The organism is Pontibacter silvestris, from assembly GCF_020907275.1.
In the GTDB taxonomy this organism is placed as follows: Bacteria; Bacteroidota; Bacteroidia; order Cytophagales; family Hymenobacteraceae; genus Pontibacter; species Pontibacter silvestris.
In genome coordinates, this window is sequence record NZ_JAJJWI010000009.1 from 95,947 (window position 1) to 115,494 (window position 19,548).

Annotated in this window: 16 protein-coding genes and 1 other RNA gene; 7 read left to right on the top strand and 10 right to left on the bottom strand. The window is 45.2% G+C overall.

Annotated elements, in window-relative coordinates:
• Positions 1-171: 171 nt before the first annotated feature.
• Positions 172-3,468, top strand: coding sequence for a TonB-dependent receptor (locus LN995_RS10085; RefSeq protein ID WP_229960891.1), 3,297 nt, complete (start codon positions 172-174; stop codon positions 3,466-3,468).
• Here LN995_RS10085 and LN995_RS10090 read toward each other — a convergent pair.
• The 6 genes from LN995_RS10090 to LN995_RS10115 form a co-directional block, all read right to left on the bottom strand.
• Positions 3,465-3,746 (bottom strand): hypothetical protein, encoded by a 282-nt coding sequence (locus LN995_RS10090; protein ID WP_229960893.1) that lies wholly within the window; start codon positions 3,744-3,746, stop codon positions 3,465-3,467. The genes LN995_RS10085 and LN995_RS10090 overlap by 4 nt on opposite strands.
• Before the next feature lie 395 nt (positions 3,747-4,141).
• Positions 4,142-4,514, bottom strand: a transfer-messenger RNA (tmRNA) gene (gene ssrA, locus LN995_RS10095).
• A gap of 221 nt (positions 4,515-4,735) precedes the next feature.
• Complete coding sequence (locus LN995_RS10100; protein WP_229960895.1) at positions 4,736-5,653, bottom strand: retropepsin-like aspartic protease; 918 nt, start codon at positions 5,651-5,653, stop codon at positions 4,736-4,738.
• A gap of 159 nt (positions 5,654-5,812) precedes the next feature.
• A complete protein-coding gene (locus LN995_RS10105; protein ID WP_229960897.1) occupies positions 5,813-6,355 on the bottom strand; it encodes a hypothetical protein in 543 nt (180 codons plus the stop codon).
• Positions 6,352-6,633 carry a hypothetical protein gene (locus LN995_RS10110; protein WP_229960899.1) on the bottom strand — a complete coding sequence of 94 codons (282 nt, stop codon included), beginning with the start codon at positions 6,631-6,633 and terminating at the stop codon, positions 6,352-6,354. The genes LN995_RS10105 and LN995_RS10110 overlap by 4 nt, the downstream gene beginning before the upstream one ends.
• A 137-nt stretch (positions 6,634-6,770) precedes the next feature.
• A complete protein-coding gene (locus LN995_RS10115) occupies positions 6,771-7,250 on the bottom strand; it encodes an ABC transporter permease (RefSeq protein WP_229960901.1) in 480 nt (159 codons plus the stop codon).
• Between the two features lie 4 nt (positions 7,251-7,254).
• On the opposite strand from LN995_RS10115, the gene LN995_RS10120 reads away from it, so the two are divergent.
• Entirely contained in the window at positions 7,255-7,503 is a 249-nt protein-coding gene (locus tag LN995_RS10120; RefSeq protein WP_229960903.1) for a hypothetical protein, read from the top strand.
• 24 nt (positions 7,504-7,527) lie between these two features.
• On the opposite strand, the gene LN995_RS10125 is transcribed toward LN995_RS10120, so the two are convergent.
• The gene (locus LN995_RS10125) at positions 7,528-7,917 is read right to left on the bottom strand and encodes an ABC transporter permease (RefSeq protein ID WP_229960905.1); all 390 of its coding nucleotides are present in this window, start codon (positions 7,915-7,917) and stop codon (positions 7,528-7,530) included.
• A 10-nt stretch (positions 7,918-7,927) separates the two neighbouring features.
• Positions 7,928-8,689, bottom strand: coding sequence for an ABC transporter permease (locus LN995_RS10130; RefSeq protein ID WP_229960907.1), 762 nt, complete (start codon positions 8,687-8,689; stop codon positions 7,928-7,930).
• 20 nt (positions 8,690-8,709) lie between these two features.
• On the opposite strand from LN995_RS10130, the gene LN995_RS10135 reads away from it, so the two are divergent.
• The 5 genes from LN995_RS10135 to LN995_RS10155 all read left to right on the top strand — a co-directional run bounded on the left by LN995_RS10135 (position 8,710) and on the right by LN995_RS10155 (position 15,475).
• Positions 8,710-8,892, top strand: a complete 183-nt coding sequence (locus LN995_RS10135; RefSeq protein WP_229960909.1) for a helix-turn-helix domain-containing protein — start codon at positions 8,710-8,712, stop codon at positions 8,890-8,892.
• A 2-nt stretch (positions 8,893-8,894) separates the two neighbouring features.
• Positions 8,895-9,548 (top strand): PAS domain-containing protein, encoded by a 654-nt coding sequence (locus LN995_RS10140; protein ID WP_229960911.1) that lies wholly within the window; start codon positions 8,895-8,897, stop codon positions 9,546-9,548.
• Positions 9,478-10,242, top strand: coding sequence for a sensor histidine kinase (locus LN995_RS22035; RefSeq protein WP_229960913.1), 765 nt, complete (start codon positions 9,478-9,480; stop codon positions 10,240-10,242). The genes LN995_RS10140 and LN995_RS22035 overlap by 71 nt, the downstream gene beginning before the upstream one ends.
• A 321-nt stretch (positions 10,243-10,563) precedes the next feature.
• A complete protein-coding gene (locus tag LN995_RS10150; RefSeq protein ID WP_229960915.1) occupies positions 10,564-12,453 on the top strand; it encodes a DNA polymerase III subunit gamma/tau in 1,890 nt (629 codons plus the stop codon).
• Positions 12,454-12,505: 52 nt separating this feature from the next.
• Positions 12,506-15,475 (top strand): M16 family metallopeptidase, encoded by a 2,970-nt coding sequence (locus tag LN995_RS10155; protein WP_229960917.1) that lies wholly within the window; start codon positions 12,506-12,508, stop codon positions 15,473-15,475.
• 352 nt (positions 15,476-15,827) lie between these two features.
• Here the strand turns inward: LN995_RS10155 and LN995_RS10160 are convergent, their stop codons facing one another.
• A complete protein-coding gene (locus LN995_RS10160) occupies positions 15,828-18,056 on the bottom strand; it encodes an NADP-dependent isocitrate dehydrogenase (protein WP_229960919.1) in 2,229 nt (742 codons plus the stop codon).
• A gap of 718 nt (positions 18,057-18,774) precedes the next feature.
• Complete coding sequence (locus LN995_RS10165; RefSeq protein WP_229960921.1) at positions 18,775-19,455, bottom strand: dienelactone hydrolase family protein; 681 nt, start codon at positions 19,453-19,455, stop codon at positions 18,775-18,777.
• Between the last annotated feature and the right edge of the window lie 93 nt (positions 19,456-19,548).

Here is a 19,548-nt window from a genome sequence, read left to right on the forward strand (position 1 = left end):
TTGCTGGATGCGCGCATCGTCATCGGCTCACTCTTCATCAACCTCGACGATCAGGACGAGTCATGCTAGCAAAGCGTTGAAGAACTTAACATAGAGTTAATGGCAGTGTCATAGCAAACATTCCTGTTTGACTTAACTTTGGAGTAAAACCAAACAATTCCATTTATTCTTATGAAAAACTTTTATCGTAAACTATGTCTCCTGCTGGCGATGATACTTTGGATACAATTTTCTTGGGCACAGGGGGTCACAACATCTTCTATGACAGGTGTCGTGACGGATCAAACTGGTGAAGGCCTTCCTGGAGCAACTGTCGAGGCTATACACACTCCATCAGGAACAACTTATGGTACCGCTACATTAGAAGACGGAAGATTTACAATTCCTAACATGCGCGTTGGCGGACCTTACCAGGTGACCATAAAATATATAGGCTTTCAGGACAAGGTACACAACAACATTAGCCTCAATCTCGGTACGGCCTATAGCCTAAATGTAAGATTAGTGCAGCAGTCAAGTGAGCTAAGCGAGGTTCAGGTTATCTCAGACCGTAACGCTGTTATAAGTTCAGAGCGTGCAGGTACTGCCACAAACATCTCACGGGAGGCAATTGCATCCCTTCCAACCATAAGCCGCTCCATCAACGACTTTACCCGTCTTACCCCACAGGCTAGCGGCACCTCATTTGGGGGGCAGGACAACCGCCTGAACAACATAACGATTGACGGATCCATTCTGAACAGCAGTTTTGGCCTAAGTGGTCAGCCAGGAGGCCGTACAGGTACTGCCCCTATCAGTCTCGACGCTATTGAGCAGGTGCAGGTAAACATGGCTCCCTACGACGTTAGACAAGGCGGCTTCACCGGTGCAGGCATCAATGCGGTAACCCGCTCAGGTACAAACGAGTTCTCCGGATCGGTTTTCTATAATATCCAGAATGAGAAATTCTTGGGTTCTGAAGCAAAAGGAAGAGAAGTCGCTTCGGGAAACTTCAACAACACGCAGGCAGGCTTTCGTTTGGGAGGTCCTATTCTCAAGAATAAACTGTTTTTTTTCATAAATGGCGAAATTGAACGTCGTACCGAGCCAGCTACTACCTATAGAGCCAACAGAGGGAATGAGGAAGTAGAGGGTAACGTTACCCGCGTACTGGAGTCGGACTTAAATGAGCTGAGCAGCTTTTTGAGAGACAGGTTTGACTATGAAACTGGTCCCTACCAAGATTATGACAACCAGACGAGAAGCAATAAGATTCTGGCGAAACTCGATTACAACATTAGCAACAACCACAGAGCCAGTATCCGTTACAACATGCTTGACTCAGAAAGAGATGCCTTGACAAGCAATAGCTCTTCTCTTGGTTTTGGCAGCCGCAGAACAAATCTGAATGCTCTTAACTATCAGAACTCCAATTATATTCAGTTTGAAAAAATCCACTCCGTTATCGGCGAGTTAAACTCAAGCTTTGGCACAAAGTTCTCTAACAATTTGATTGTTGGTTACACGTACCAAAACGAAGACAGAGGCTCTCGTGGCGATTTCTTTCCGCTTATCGAGATCCAGAATGAAGGTCGCAGCTACATCACAGCCGGTTTTGAACCTTTCACCCCAAATAACAGACTCAGTTACTCCACGTTTCAGTTTCAGAACAACTTCTCTTATTACGCAGGGGCCCACACGCTAACTGCCGGTGTTAACGTTGAGCGGCTTTCGTTTGAAAACGTATTCTTCCCTGGCTCACAGAGCGTGTATGTTTACAACTCGCTGGAGGACTTTTATACTGCTGCAAACGGATACTTGGCAGATCCGAACCTGGAAACATCACCTGTTGAATTAAGACGATTCCAGCTGCGTTACTCTGCGTTGCCAGGAGGCGCAGAACCTATACAGCCAACAAGGGTAACCTATAGTGGTCTGTACATTCAGGATTCATGGGCCGCCATGCGCAACCTGACAGTAACAGCAGGCCTCCGTGCCGATGTATCTGCGTTTGATGAAACGGGATTTTATAACCCTGACGTAGCTGAAATGACCTTTAGGGATGCTGATGGCAATCCTTTGCAGGTAAACACCGCAGAGCTTCCGGGAACGAATATTCTCTGGTCTCCCCGTTTAGGCTTCAATTGGGATGTATTGGATGACCAAACGCTGCAGGTTCGCGGTGGCTCAGGTATCTTCTCCGGGCGCCCTCCTTTCGTATGGATCTCAAATCAGATTGGCAACAACGGTGTGCTGACCGGATTTACCCAGAATGACAGAACAACTAATTATCCGTTCAACCCGGACCCAACGGCTTATATACCTGACAACCCGGAGCTGCCAAGCTCATACGAAATCAATATAAGTGACAGGAACTTCAAGTTCCCACAGGTTTGGAGAAGCAACCTCGCCGTTGACAAGTCTCTCTTCGCTGGTATAGTAGGTACAGTAGAGTTTATCTACAGCAAAAACATTAACAGTGCCAATTATATCAACATTAACCAAGCTGCTCCCACTTCTACTTTCAATGGCCCAGATAACCGCCTGATGTACCCTGGATATGGCCTGGGAGGTGATGACTTCAACGAAGCGGATCGTATTAACCCTTCTATTACGTCAGCTCCTTACCTGACTAATACAGACAAAGGGTATTCTTACTCTTTCACCGCCCAATTGCAGAAGCCTTTCAGCAATGGATTCTTTGCGCTTCTAGCATACAACTTCGGCGAGGCTAAGGATTTAATATCAGCCGGCAGCACAGCCGGGGGGTCTTATAACGGCATCCGAAGCGTAAATGGCAACAACTATCCTGAATTGGCTTTCTCTGACAATGATCAGCGCCACCGTGTCATCGGCTCTGTCTCTTACCGTAAGGAGTATGCAGGTTTTGGTGCCACTCAAATTTCGTTATTCAGCGAAGCCCGCACCCAAAACCGTTTCAGCTACACGTACAATGGCGATATGAACGGTGACGGCATCTTTGGCAATGACTTACTCTATGTGCCTACTAGTGGTAGCGACCTGAACTTCCTGCCTATTACAGGCACAGATGCAGATGGCAACACTATCACCATCTATACACCGGACCAACAAGAGGCCGCTTTCGATGCCTATATTGCGCAGGATGAGTATCTAAGCTCCCGCCGTGGCCAGTATGCAGAACGAAACGGCGCGATAATGCCTTGGGTTTACCAGACTGACCTGAGCCTTGTACAGGAGTTCTTTGTTAACGTAGCCGGTAAGCGCAACACGCTGCAACTAAGATGTGATATCTTTAATGTTGGTAACATGATCAACAGCGACTGGGGTGTATACAATAGAGTAATACAGACCTCACCACTTACAGCTGCCGGAGTGAATGCAGATGGTGTTCCGCAGTATAGGTTACAAACTCTTAACGGCCAGCTTATTACCACTACGTTTGATACTTCAGCCGGGATAGACGATGTGTGGCGAGCACAAATTGGCGTTCGCTATATTTTCAACTAAGACATTTTATAGCTTAAATATGAATCACCCCGAACTTTAGAAGAATAAGAAAGAAAGACCTCCTGTTTTAGTGGTAGTTTACCCCTTAAAGCAGGAAGTTCTTTATGTCCAGACATACTTCTAAGGCATAGGCTGGGTGAATAGCTTTTGTTGGTGATGTCCACGGTGACAGAAACCAACCCCAGCACCTTTTTGGTATAGGAGACTCTGTTGCCGCCGCCGTTGGCTGTGGAGTTGACCTCCAGGTCGACCTGAATGTCATTGCGTCCGGACAGCACGCCTAGCAGCAGGGGGCCTGGTACAGGACGGCTCCCGCAAAAGGAAGCGCAAACCAAGCCACCATGTCACCGAGGAAGCCGGTGTTGGCTTTGCCATCTATCTCTAACTGTGGTCCTCCGGGTACGCCTGCCTGGCCAGAGGCGCAAAAAGTGACTTTAAAAGTTAAACAAATATAGCTTCACAGTCACTTGAGCACAAGATGTACACTTATTATTCATCTTGATTTTCAATTAGTTACATCAATCCTGGTGAGTCATTTGCGTCGCTTGAGTTACTCAGCAGATCGCTCACCTAAAATGTGCGAAAAAGTGATAAAATTTAGCTCCGGCTAAAAACAATAAAAGCCTGCAAATTAATTATTTACAGGCTTTTATTAAGTTTTAGTACTGATACTAAGTGGAGATGCAGGGATTCGAACCCTGGTCCAGACAAGGAAATCGTCGTGCCTTCTACATGCTTAGACACTAGTTGAATTGTCGGGAGCTTGCGGGCCTAGGTCAAGCCTATGCGCACTCCTTAGATGCTTAAGTTTCGCCTGTGCATCACACCTCTACACAGACTAGTAAAACGGATCGAAGCCTCTGATGTGCAAGCAGTTTTACGAAACCTGCACGAGACTATGGCATATTACTTAATACCTAGATTAAGCAGCCATGGCGTAATTAGATTCGCCAGTTATTGTTCGAACGAATTTTTGACAGGTGGTACGCTCATCACCTGGCATGCTTACACGCAATCTGCGCAAGCTGTCGATTCCAGTCATCCCCATAAGTTAAAGAACGTATTCTTGTTATTTATATATCAAGAAATGTGCCACAAAATTACGATTTTATAACACCAATAGCAAGAAGTCAGTTATAATACTTATACCTTGTGTAAGCCGTTTAAGTTCCCAAACACCTTTATGAGTTGAGCTAAGCCTAAAGCTTACTAACTCTCCCTCGCTTTATGGTTGCTGAAAGCACAATTTGTCTAAAACAACTTCTGTTTACAGTCCTGTCTGTGTTCCTGAGCCTCTGGCAGGTTTATTCCCTACTATCATTTCGCGCTGTGCAAGGTTGATGGTAATTTGCTTTCCAAGCCAATTGACAGACATAATGCCGTCATAAATCAGCCCCTCTACAAGTTGCGCTTTAAAGTTTTCGATTTTGATAGCTGGCTGGCCTTTCACCGCCAATTTGTCCATTGCAGTTCTATAGATAACAGTCTGTACATCGGCGTTAATCTCACTGCGGCGATATGTCTTTTCCACTTTTGTAGTGTCTGCTATATCTACTCCAAGCGCTGTTGCATACCTGGAGTTCAGGCGAAAGACACCTGCACCGGCTCCGCTATCCAGTAAGAACTGCAGTGTTAGCTTATCGTTTACTACAAAATAGGCAAACATATCTAAAGCTACACCTCTGGACGCTTCCAGTTGCAAAGGAACAACCTGGCCGTTTTTCTTTCTTTTTGCTAGGCTCCTCGTGTTCTCCAGGTATACAATCTTATCAGCAAAGTCAATGGTAAAAGGCTGGTCTCTGAAACTCATCAAAGAAATCAGTCCGTCTATCGGTCCAAAATCAGCATCAACAATAGCCAAAGAAGTCTCTTTTGAAGGGTGGTCTCCAATGGTTACTTCCCGAGCAGTATATAAATCGGCGTCAATTCTTTCTCCGGTGGCACGAAAGCCGGTATAGCCGCCATCCTGTTTTACTAAACCGTTCAGCTTTGAAGCGAAACTCTCTGTAATCACAGTCAAACCGCCTCCTGTGTCCAATATAAAATTTCCCTCAACTCCATTTACCTGCGCTTTCAACATTATATGCCCGCTTTGTGCTAGTTCAAACGGTATAGTTTGCTGCGCCTGCACTGCAAGACAAGCTAAAAAGAGTAATATAGTAAGTAAGCTTGTTCTTAATTTCATATTCTTAGTATCGTTTATAAAGTTGCTTTTCATTTTTTGATAGAGTAAAAATTTGTTTAAGCACGAATGCTTTTCACATCTCATTATGTTTAGCTGCTACCAACAAATTCAATTAACGCTGACGCAACTAATAAAAAGAGTTTCTACAAATACTGCTTTTCAATATTCATAAAACTCTCTGATTTGAATCGGTTTTCCTTCTTTCAACTTCCTGAGTTCACTTAGGATGTAGTAGCGATGCAAAAAACCTGTTAACACCACGATCCGCTTTCCAGGGTTAAGTGCTGCAGTTCTAATAATGTTTTTTGCCATTATTTGATTTCTGAGGTCCCAAAAATCTGCCCAAAGCCGATAGCCTTCCCTATAGCTTATCTTCTCCCCATCAGGCTTCGTGAGGTACGTTTCATCAAACTCTTTCCTTTTATTCGTAATTTTTGTCAGCTCTTTATGCTGAAAATATTGACGCAGTTCAGCAACACTATCTGTCTGTGGGTTATTGAAATTTTCAGGAGACTTGCTGGCAACTACTTTTAACTGGTCGGTAAGGCCATAATATGTTGCCACAATCTCGTTCTGCTTTGGGGCAAGCGCTTTTGCTTTATACAAGCTATCTATTAACCGGGTGGTCAGGTTATCAGCCGGCACCATGCCCCTTTCTCTTCTGTATTCGTTTCTTCCTTCAAATTCAAAAGGCCGGATCAAAGTACCAGGGTGTCTTTGTACATAGCTAGTAGAGGTAACTTGCTCATTCTCATTAGAAGGATTTTAAACCTGAAGTCTTCTGTGAAGAACGAAGAGTCTATTTCAATTAAAATGATATCAGGCTTTATCCGCTCAAGAATTTCATATAAAGTATCCGGGTTGAAATTCGACGCAGCTTGGTGAATGGTACCAATAACTGTTATTTCCGTTTCTTTTTGCTGCCCGAAAGAGTAGAACGCGATGAGTAGGGTAAAAAGAGTCATTAAAAGGTTCTTCATCTGGATGCTCTGTTTAGTGTTGTCTGTGGTAAAGTAGACAAGGGTTAAAAGTGGTCTTCGCTAGTGGTTGTCATTTCCACCTGCCTGTTTTTCGGCATGACACGCACTACTGACCATAAAAACCGAGTCAACAATACTTACTCCGTCCTTAGTGATGTTACCGGGTTGGCAATAGCTGTTCTAACGGCATGGAAACTCAGCGTGAACATGGCAATGGTAACTGTCGCTAGAAAGGCTGAAGCGAAGATCCACCAGCTGAATTCGGTGCGGTAGGCATAGTCGTTCAGCCAGTTATTCATCAGGTACCAGCTTAGCGGCAACGCAACCAGGTTGGCAATCAATACCAATTTCAGGAAATCTTTGCTCAGCATAAACACGATGCTTGACACCGACGCGCCCAGCACCTTCCTCACCCCAATCTCCTTAGTGCGCTGCTCGGCTGTGAACAAAGCTAGACCAAATAATCCCAAACAGGAAATAAAGATGGCAATACCGGCTAAGTACTTGGTGAGTTGCCCCATAATCGCCTCTGTTTTGTACATTATATTAAAGTCGTTGTCCAGAAATTGGTATTCGAACGGGTAGGCCGGATTGTGCCGCTTCAGTATCTGCTCCATTGCTGTGAGCACCTCCGTTGTTTTGCCGGGAGCCACACGTGCGAATATCAGGTTTTCAGCATCGGGCATCAAGCGCACCACCAATGGTGGTGTCGGGATGTGCATGGAGGTAGAATGGAAGTCGTACATCACTCCTATTATATGGCCTTCACCATCCCACTCCAGCTACTCCCCTACTGTATCCTGCATCTGCATCCGGCGAACCGCTTCCTCGTTCACTAAAAATGCTCCGTGTCAGTTCCATATTCCTTAGAAAAGTCGCGCCCTTCTTTCAAAGTTACGCCCATTGTCTCTCGAAATCATAACCAACCGTCATCTTACTGAACAGTATACCAGCTGCAGGGTCTTTCCCCCGCCAGTTCACGTCCCCAGTCGCATTGCCTATCATCAGCGGGTTCTGGTTGGCCGAAGTGACAGCCTGGATACCTGGCACATTCTCTAGCTCCCGCTTCACCACCTCGTAGCGGTTTTGCAGTTCTCCTTCCATCGGCACATAAATTAGATTCTCCCGGTTCATGCCGATGTTTTTTGTGCGGATATAGTGTAACTGCATATAGACCACCAAAGTGCTGATGATAAGCAGCGCTGACAGGATGAACTGAAACACCACCAAGCCTTTCCGAAGCAACATTCCTCTGGTGCCCATCCGCACGGTACTCTTCAGCACCACCGCTGGCCTAAACGACGACAGAAAAAAAACCAGCTACCACGGCTACACCCAAAACTAACGCCACCATCACAGGGTCTGTCAGGTCCATTCGCATAGATTTCCCGGTCAGGTCGTTGAACTGCGGCAGCAGCATTCTCACCAAATTCAGCGACAGGAACAGAGCTAGGAAAGAAACCAGCATCGACTCTACCAGAAACTGACGGATCAACTCGGGTTTGCTGGCGCCTATGGACTTGCGCACGCCCACTTCCTTCGCACGCTTCGCAGAGCGCGCCGTGGTTAGGTTCATGAAGTTGATGCAGGCAATAACTAACATAAAAATAGCTACAACAGAGAAAAGCCGCACATTTGTGATCCTACCAGTTGCCACTTCTCCGCCCCGAAAATCATCGTAGAGGTACATATCCCCTACCGGCTGTACAAACAATTCTTTCTTATAACCATCATGGTGGTCCTGAACCACTGGCCGTATCTTCTGATTCAGTGCAGCGATGTCGGCATTTGGCTTCAATAGCAGAAAAGTCCTTCGTGCGTTGCTTCCCCAGTCCTCCAGCCAATCATCTCCGGGGCTGTTAATCCAATCATCTAATGGCGTTACATAATCAAACTGCATCGATGAATTTCTCGGCACATCCTGCATCACGCCAGTCACTTTATAGCTCTTGCTATTGTCGATCCTGAAGATTTTGCCCATTGCCTCCTCAGGAGAGTCGAAAAACTGTCTGACTACTTTCTCTGATACTTGCCGAAGGCAACATACTACATCCACAGGACTTTAGCTTTTCTGCCATGGAAACAGCACCACCTGCCACTGTCGGAACACACTACACCTCTACAGAAAAGCCTATGCCGCTGAGTGAAATAGAGCGGGAGACCATTGTCAGGGCTCTAGAGAAAAATAAAGGCAACATATCCCGAACAGCCAAAGAACTTGGCCTAACCCGCACAGCCCTTTTACCGCCGACTGAATAAGCATGATATTTAAACGCCTTGAGTTCGGGTTACTCGTCCGTTTTATACTCCTGCTGGTGATGATGTTCCTGACGGTGCGTTACCTGGTACAGTATACGTGGCTGCAGATAACCTCCGGCATTCTTGTTATGCTGGCTCAGGTTTGGGAACTGGCAGTGTACGTCACCCGCAGTAACAACAAACTGGCTAAATTTCTACAGGCTGTAAAACAACGTGACTTCTCACAACGCTTTAACGAACACACCACCAACAGTTCGCTAAAGCAGTTGCATATTGCTTTTAACCTCATCAACAATACTTATAAACAGCTACATACAGAGAAAGAGGCACAGTTCCTGTACATGCAAACTATCCTCCAGTTGATTGACACAGGTATTGTGGCTGTGGACGAAGAGTCAGGAGAAGTTGAATGGGTGAATGATGCTTTTAAGAAATTACTTGGCGTGCCGTATAGCAAGTCTTCAAATACGTTACCCTCTGCTCTACGAGGCACTGCAAAATATAAAAGCCGGCGAAAACAAGCTTCTGAAATTAAAATTGCCTATAGGACAATCGCAGTTATTACTTACAGCTACGTCTTTCTCTGTGCAGCAGCGCTTTCTGCTCTTAGTCGCCTTAAAAAATGTAAGTGCCACCGTAGATGCAACCGAAACTGAGGCCTGGCAAAAACTTCTCCGGGTAATGACACACGAGATCATGAACTCTGTAGCTCCCATTGCCTCGCTGGCCGACTCATTGGGCAGGCACCTGCAGCAGGAACGGGAGAAGTATCGACAGGAGCCTGAAACAGCACCAGACCCTGAGTTGCTACGAGACATAGAAGAAGGCATTTCGATCATCAAAAAACGAAGCGATGGTTTACTTCGCTTTGCGCACTTCTACCGCAACCTGAATAAACCGCAGCACCTGCTATTAACTACAATATATGTACAGGAGCTGTTAAACAGCATCGATGGCCTTATGCGCCCTCAACTGGAAGAACAGGGTGTGGAACTTATATGTAAAGTATTACCACAAGGTCTGCAGTTACATGCCGATGTTAACCTGTTGGAGCAGGTACTCATTAACCTTATTTTAAATGCTAAACGTGCCGTACAAGATCGGCCCAAGCCTCAGATTGTACTTCTCGCCCACGCAGAAAATGGCAAAACAGTCATTGAGGTACAGTACAACGGTAGCAGCATTCCGGAAGAGCTGCTGGAGAACATATTTATTCCTTTCTTTACCTCCCATAAAGATGGCTCTGGTATAGGTTTAAGCCTTGCTAAGCACATTATGCTACTGCACAAGGGGAGCATACAGGTAGAAAGTGAAGAAGGTATAGGAACATTGTTCAGGCTGGTGCTTTAAAGATGATTTGTTGCGCAGTGTCTCTTAGCCCTGTAGTTTTAGCACAGGCTCTATTAGTACCTGCGGGAGCTGTACGAGGGCTTTCATGGGAAAACGTTGAGTTAGTGCCTGAACCAGTGTTCTATGAAGAGGAAAGTAATGCTTTAGTTAGCTTTCAGCTTTAATAAAAAGCAGCGCATTGTTAACAAACACACTCATCTGCCACCATTTTACCATAAGTTTTGTTTCTTAAAAAGAAGCTTTGATCGTGGATAACTCTATGGATAACTGCTGGATAAAAACCACTCCCAACTCAGCTTCAGATTGATTATCTTTGTAGTAATGGAAAACTTTGTAGTATCAGCGCGTAAGTACCGTCCGACCACGTTCGACAGCGTGGTAGGGCAACACCATATAACCAACACCCTCAAAAACGCCATTAGCAGTAAACACCTGGCGCAGGCTTTTCTTTTCTGTGGGCCAAGAGGTGTAGGTAAGACAACCTGTGCCCGTATTCTGGCTAAAACCATTAATTGCCAGAACATCACTCCAGAAATAGAGGCTTGTAACGAGTGTGAGTCGTGCCGTAGCTTTAACAGCAACAGTTCATTTAACATACATGAACTCGATGCCGCCTCTAACAACTCCGTAGAAGACATCCGGAACCTGGTAGAGCAGGTGCGTTATGCGCCGCAAACAGGAAAGTATAAAATATATATCATAGATGAGGTACACATGCTCTCAAACCAGGCCTTCAATGCATTTCTGAAGACGCTGGAGGAGCCACCTTCTTATGCCATATTTATACTGGCTACTACAGAACGCCACAAAATTATCCCGACTATACTTTCACGTTGCCAGATCTTTGATTTCAACAGGATTAGAATAGAAGATATGGTGCGGCACCTAGGAGGAATCGCTCAGAAAGAGAGTATAGAAGCAGAACCGGATGCACTGCATCTGATCTCACAGAAAGCAGACGGTGCTTTACGTGATGCCTTGTCTATCTTCGACCAGATGGTGACCTTCTCCGGCAGCAATGTAACTTATAAAGCTACAGTCGAGAACCTGCACATTCTGGACTATGACTATTATTTCCGCCTGACAGACCACCTGTTAAAGCAGAACCTGTCTGGTTCGCTGTTGCTGTTCGATGAAATTCTGAAAAACGGCTTTGACGCACATAACTTTTTAGTGGGTATTGGCGAGCACTTCCGTAGCCTGCTTGTATGTAAAGACCAGGCTACTGTACAGTTGCTAGAGGTATCAGACAACATAAAAGCGAAGTATGCAGAACAATCGGTAAGGGCATCTGTTTCTTTCCTGCTGTCAGGACTGAACCTGGTAAGCACCTGCGACATGCATTACAAGAGCAGCAAAAACCAGCGTTTGCATGTAGAACTGTGCCTGATGAAAATGGCGCACCTGAATGCAGCACTGAGTTTTGCCCAGGATGGAGCAGTAGCAAAAAAAGCTAAGGTAGCAGCATCGGCACCAGCCGCTACCAGTACAACAGGTGCCACTACCACACCAGCAGCAGCCATGCAGCAATCGCAAAGTCAAGGGCAGGTGCCGTCTGAGCGATTGCAGCAACCACAGGCATCTGCGCAGGTGTCTTCTGAGGGGTTGCAACAGCCGCCAATGCCGCAGCAGGTAACACCAGATGCACATATAGCGCCGGCCAACCCTCAAACTCCTCCCGGCTCTGGTCCTGACGGCAGCCCTGAAAAATCAAGGGCCAGCATGCAGCTACCTCCTCAAAAGAAGTTAAGCAAGCTGCCCAGTCTGAAAGACCTCCAGCAGCAAGCTCAGGCCCCAGTTGTGGAAACCGTAGAGGAAGAGGATGAAAACGCTACTTACGGCACTGTACTACCTGTTGACCAGGCAAGGCTAAAGGCCGTGTGGTACAACATTCTGCGACGCAAAAAGGATGAGAACATGATGGAGTATACGCTCCTAAACCGCCAGTACCATATAAATGAGCAAAATGAAATAACACTGCACGTAGAAAATCCTGTGCTGGTAGATCAGTTTACAAGCGTTCGTCCTGCCCTACTGGCTGAACTGAAGCAACAGCTAAACAATCGCAACATCAAGCTAAAAGTAGAGGTAATGGAAGTGCAGGATGAGAAAAAGCTGTATACTTCGCAGGACAAGTTCAACTATTTAGCAGAGAAATATCCGCTGTTGGTCGATTTAAAGCAACGCCTGGGATTGGATACTGACTTTTAATCCACAATAAATTTTATATTAGCATAGTTATAATCAACTAACAACCATAACTATGCCTGTGAAAAAGAGCCTGTCCCTGTTTTTTGTTGCGTTTGCTTTTACGTTTACGCAATGTAAAAACGAAGCATATCAGACGCAGTCAGTGCCCGACACGACAGCGTCTACAGCCTCGCCTGCTCAAAAAGAATATAAGTATGAGACAGTGTCTGGTGATCCTCTTAATGCACGTGTTTACACGCTGGACAATGGCCTGAAAGTTTATCTTTCAGATTACGAAGACGCCCCACGCATACAAACATACATTGCTGTGCGCGCAGGCAGCAAAAATGACCCTGCTGATGCTACCGGACTTGCACATTACCTGGAACACATGGTGTTTAAAGGAACCACAAAGTTAGGTACGCAGAACTGGGAGAAAGAAAAGGCTGAACTGGATAAGATAGAGGCTCTCTATGAAAAGCACCGCAGCACTACTGACCCAGCTTTACGTAAGAAAATCTATCACCAGATAGACAGCATTTCTGGTGTGGCAGCCACTTTTGCCGTTGCTAATGAATACGATAAGATTTTAGGAGCTATTGGTGCCAAAGGAACTAATGCCTACACATCTGTAGAGCAAACGGTTTACACTAACGACGTTCCGTCTAACCAACTGGAACGTTGGATAGCTTTAGAGGCTGATCGTTTCAGTGATATGGTACCGCGTATATTCCACACAGAACTGGAGGCAGTTTACGAAGAAAAAAACCGTTCGCTAGACAACGACCGCTGGAAAGTTTTTGAAGCTGTTGGGGCAGCACTTTACCCAACGCATCAGTACGGTACACAAACCACTATCGGCACCATAGAACATCTTAAAAACCCTTCCATCACGGAGATCAAAAAATATTTTGATACTTATTATGTACCTAATAACATGGCCGTTGCACTTAGTGGTGATATAGATTTTGACCAGGCAATCCGTGTGATAGATGAATATTTTGGGAAATTGCAAAGTAAGCCAGTGCCTGAGTTTAAGGTAGCACAGGAAAAGCCTATTGAGAAGCCCGTGGTTAAAGAGGTTATCGGGCCGGATGCAGAGAACGTAACAGTAGCTTATCGTTTCCCGGGCTTTAATGACCATGATGCACTTGTACTGCAAATGATCAGCGGCATTCTGTACAATGGGCAAGCCGGGCTTATTGATCTGAACCTGAATCAGCAGCAAAAGGTGTTAGGCGCTTATGCCTATGACAACCAGATGAAAGACTATTCTGACTTTACACTGAGTGCTACACCTCGCCAGGGTCAGACACTAGATCAGGCAAAGGAAATGCTGCTGGCGCAAATAGAACTGGTGAAGCAAGGCAAATTTGACGACTGGTTGCTATCAGCAGTAGTTAATGACTACAAGATCAGTAAAATGAAGGCTTATGAGAACAACTCCAGACGTGCCGATGCTTTTGTAAGTGCTTTTATCTATGGTTCAGACTGGGCAGATTATGTGAAGCGTGATGATGAGTTTGCCAACATTACGAAGCAGGAGGTAATGGACATAGCAAACAAGTATCTGCAAAACAATTATGCCCTTGTTTATAAAAAAACAGGCACCGACCCTAATGCACAGAAAGTAGAAAAGCCAGCCATTACACCGGTTCCTGTAAACAGGGAAGTGCAATCAGAATACTACAAAGCTTTTATGGCTAAGGAAGCTCCTGCCTTAGAGCCTGTATTCATAGACTACAAGAAAGATATTACAGAGGCTAAACTGAAAAGTGATGTTCCGCTGCTGTATACGAAGAACAAAGACAATGGCTTGTTTCAGCTATACTATATACTGGATACAGGTTCTGACACAAATCCTAAGTTAGGGTTAGCAGTAGACTACCTGGAATATTTGGGAACTGACAAGTATACAGCTGAAGAACTGAAAAAAGAATTCTACAAGCTAGGCACTTCGTTTGGTGTTTCTTCATCAGGAGACCAAGTATATGTAAGCCTGACAGGCCTTGATGAAAATTTTGAGCCAGCGCTGGCATTATTCGAAAGCGTCATTCAGAACCCGAAAGCAGATCAGCAGGCCCTAAATGATTATGTGTCCCGCTTACTGAAAGCCCGTAATGATGCCAAGCTCAACAAGAGCGTTATCCTGCAGCAGGCCATGGTAAACTATGTAAAGTATGGTCCTAAAAATCCATTCACCTCAGACTTGTCTGAAAAAGAACTGAAAGTGGTAAAGCCTCAGGAGTTAGTAAGTATTATTAAGAGCATTCCTACTTATGAGCACCGTGTGCTGTATTATGGCCCACGTGAAACGGATAACCTTGTAGCAACGCTTAACACCGGACACCATGTACCAGCGATTCTTCAACCAGTGCCTACAGAGAAAGTTTATGCAGAACTAGATATAAAGCAGCCTTCGGTTTACTGGGTAGATTACGACATGGTGCAGGCAGAACTACTTTTTGTTACCAAATCGATGCCTTACGATAAAACAATGATACCAGTAGTAAGGCTCTACAACCAGTACTTTGGCTCCGGTATGAGTTCCATCGTGTTTCAGGAACTGCGCGAGTCTAAAGCTTTGGCTTATTCAGCATACTCTTTCTATAGCACTGCCACTAAAAAGGATCGCTCTAACTACATTATCTCCTACATTGGTACACAGGCAGACAAGTTACCCGAAGCAATGGTAGGCATGGAAGAGTTACTGAACAATATGCCTTTAGCTGATGCAAACTTTGAGATAGCAAAAGCCTCTCTTCGTAACAGTATCTCTTCTGAACGCATCACTAAAGCTGGTATTCTTTTCGATTATGAACGAGCCAAACGCTTAGGCCTTGACTACGATATCCGTAAAGATGTTTACCAGCTTACTAACGACATGACTTTTCCGCAGTTACACGAGTTCCAGCAGAAGTTTGTAAAGAGCCAGCCACAAGCCATTCTGGTAATTGGTTCTAAAAACAAGTTGAATTTTAAAGAACTGGAAAGATATGGCAAAGTGCAGCAATTAAGCCTCAATGAGATATTTGGCTATTAAGAGTCAGAGATATCAGAAGCCGGTTTTTAGAGGGAGCAGCTGTTAAGTTGCTCCTTTTTTATTAAGATATTATTTACAGGAAAAGAATCTAAAAGCTTACTCGTAGCCTTTCCCACTGTTAGTGTTTTGCTGTCCATGATTTAGTAAGACAGTTTACTTAGATATGGTGAAAGGAAAATAAGACACAGCATCTTTTCAGGCTGAAATGGAGCAACAATGTTCTTCAAGCTTAGATAACTAACAAGTACAAAAGAATGTTAGTATTAGCAACAGCCTATACCTGTACAACTGATAAAAGGAAAGGCTGCCCAATCTCTCGGGCAGCCTTGCCTTTTATCAGTTTATCTTCTTGCTAGAAACTAGCTAAAGCATTGTTCAACGTCTCACTCGGGCGCATAGCTTTGCTTGCTTTGTCAGCATCCGGATGGTAGTAGCCACCTAAATCAACTGGTTTGCCCTGTGCTGCAATCTGCTCTTCTACAATCTTCTGCTCATTATCAGTCAGCTCTTTGGCAAACTTGGTGAACTTATCTTTCAGCTCATGGTCCTCGTTTTGCTCAGCCAGCGCCTGTGCCCAGTAAAGCGCCAGATAGAAATGACTGCCTCGGTTGTCGATGCCGCCTACTTTACGCGAAGGTGACTTATCTTTCTCCAGGAACTCTGCGTTTGCCTTGTTCAAGGCTTCTGCCAGCACTCTTGCTTTCTCGTTGTTGGTCTTGAATGCCAGGTCTTCCAGAGAAACTGCCAATGCCAGGAACTCACCCAGGGAATCCCAACGCAGGTAGTTCTCTTCCATCAGCTGTTGCACGTGCTTAGGAGCCGAGCCACCTGCACCTGTTTCAAACAAGCCACCACCATCTAAAAGCGGAACGATAGAAAGCATTTTGGCGCTAGTACCAAGCTCTATAATCGGGAACAAGTCCGTCAGGTAATCACGAAGTACGTTACCAGTTACAGAGATAGTGTCTTTGCCCGCTTTCGCACGCTCGCAGGTATAGCGCATGGCCTCTACCGGAGACATGATTTTAATTTCAAGGCCGTTGGTATCGTGGTCCTGCAGGTAACGTTCAACCTTTTTAATCAGGTTGGAGTCGTGTGCTCTTTGCGGATCTAGCCAAAAGATAGCAGGCGTGTCTGTGATTCTTGCTCTTGTTACCGCCAGCTTCACCCAGTCCTGAATAGCTACGTCTTTCGTCTGGCACATTCTCCAGATATCGCCTTCTTCTACTTTATGCTCCATCAGGGCATTGCCAGCAGCATCTACCACTCGCACTGTTCCGCTTTCCGCAATCTGGAAAGTTTTGTCATGCGAGCCATACTCTTCTGCTTTCTGTGCCATCAAACCGATGTTCGGTACAGTACCCATTGTCGTTACATCGAAAGCACCGTTCTCTTTGTGAAATTTGATTACTTCCTGATAAATACCCGCATAAGATCGATCTGGAATAATGGCTTTCGTATCGTGAAGCTTGCCGTCTGGTCCCCACATTTTGCCTGAAGAACGGATAGCAGCAGGCATAGAGGCATCAATAATCACATCACTTGGCACGTGCAGGTTGGTGATGCCTTTGTCAGAATTCACCATCGCCAACTCAGGGCGCTTCTCGTATTCAGCTTTTATATCAGCTTCAATTTCGGCACGCTTATCTTCCGGTAAGCTTTGGATTTTGTTGTAAACATCGCCCAAACCGTTGTTAGGGTCTACGCCAATTTCCTTGAACGTAGCGGCGTGCTTATCGAACACATCTTTGAAGAAAACAGTAACGGCATGGCCGAACATGATAGGGTCAGAAACCTTCATCATAGTAGCTTTCAGGTGCAGCGACAGCAGTACGCCTTCCTCTTTCGCGTCTGCAATTTCCTTCTCGAAGAAGGCGCGCAAGGCTTTTTTGCTCATCACAGAAGCATCAATCACTTCACCTGCTTTCAGCGCCAGGTTATCTTTTAGCGTTTTTGTTGAGCCGTCAGCACCTACAAACTCGATCTTCACACTGCCAGCCTGCTCCATCACCAAAGACTTCTCGCTGCCGTAGAAATCGCCTTCCGTCATGTGCGCTACGTGTGTTTTAGAGTCTGAACTCCACTCGCCCATGGAGTGCGGGTTCTTTTTAGCGTACTGCTTTACAGCTTCTGCCACACGGCGATCAGAGTTTCCTTCTCTTAGCACCGGGTTTACGGCGCTACCAAGCACCTTTGCGTAACGTGCTTTTGTTTCTTTTTCCGCATCGTTTTTAGGCTCTGACGGATAATCGGGAATGTTGTATCCCTGAGATTTAAGTTCTTTAATGGCCGCCGTTAATTGCGGAATAGAGGCACTGATATTAGGTAGCTTGATGATGTTTGCCTCTGGCGTCTTTGCTAAATCTCCTAGGTAAGCCAGGTCATCGCTTTGCTTTTGCTCTTCTGTCAGGTTCTCCGGGAAAGTTGCCAGAATTCTGCCTGCCAGTGAAATATCTCTTGTTTCAACAGCAATACCTGCTGCTTTCGTGAAAGTCTGTACGATTGGCAAAAAAGAATACGTTGCCAGCGCAGGGGCTTCATCGGTTATGGTGTAAACAATTTTTGATGCTTCTGTCGCCATTTGTTCTTTTAGTTTTATGAGTTATACACTACCAACGGAGGTAGTAAACACAATTTATAATTGCTAATTTAAGTTTTAGTAATGTGGTTTTATAATCCGGTTCTTAAGGGTCCTTATTTTGATCAAGGTAAATCTTTAAGATAATAAATGCTTAAAAACAACACACAATACCCTGCAAAAGACTCAGCCCTAACAAGCTTCAACGTTAATCATGTACAGAGATATTCTTCTTCCTGTTGAGCAAGTTAAAAATCCCATTGCTTATTTCAGCTTGTTGAAATAACAAATATAAGAGTCTTTTTGATATAGGCTAATCAAGCGTCTAACTTTCCTACCACACGTAAGGGCACCTTTGTTTTAATTATGTAATCGGATTTAGCTTAACTGCCAGTCCTGCCACGCTTACTCTTTTTGAAACTAGACCAAAAGGAATTAATTCAGTTGGGTCACAAAGAAGAAGCTGCCCAATTAAGTTAAGCAGCCTCTTATGTGATATTTACCCTGTTCCAGCTTTACACAAATTTTAGAACAACCCGCATACAATTTCTCCTATAGAAGCTATAATCTCCTCAAAATATATTCGGTTAAACTCTTCTGGAGCTTGACGCATAAACACCAAGAATGACATCATAAGCACGCAGGGAAGTAAACAGCGATTTATTAACTGAACTATCAGCCGACAAATCGCTTAACAGGAAATCATTTTATTAAGAAGAACTTAAGGCTTGTCCTGGCTGAGCGGCTGCTGCTTATTAGGGCCAAGGTATTTCCTGAACCAATCCGTAGCCAGTTGAGCAGCCATTTCTAAAGCGCCTGGCTCTTCGAAAAGGTGTGTGGCATCAGGCACAATCTCAACATCTTTTATACCTAGCAGCTGGTTCTGCGCCTGGATGTTCATCTCCAGGACTTTTTCATCTTTGCCGCCAACTATAAACAGCACAGGCGAATGCACATCGGCCAACACTGTATCTGATAAGTCAGGACGGCCCCCAACTCCTACTACGGCATCGGCAATTTCTCCAAGCGCTGCAGCCGCCCCTAACGCGGCGGCAGTTCCTGTATCAAACCCTAAGAAACCGATGTTATAGTCTTTAGTAGCATCATCTTTCTGAATCCAATACACGGTATCAATCAGGCGCTGTGCCAGCTTCGGAATATCGCGGGTGTTCTTAAACTCCTCTTCTTCCTCTTCAGTCAATAAATCGAAGAGCAAAGTGGCGAAACCAAAGCGATGCAGGTGCTCTGCCACAAAACGGTTTGTCTTGCCCAGTCTGCGGCTGTCGCTACCGTGGGCAAAAACCACCAGACCTTTTGCATTCTCAGGAATCATCAGATCCCCTACCAATGTCGTATCGTGTACATTAATTTGTATGCTATCGTTAAATATGTCGCTTGCCATAGTTTTATTCGTTCTTTATGCCGAAGCCTGTCAGCCGCAGCAAGTTTAGCCTTTTTAAGTACGACCTCCCACGCCCAAGGTTCAGCCTGTTCA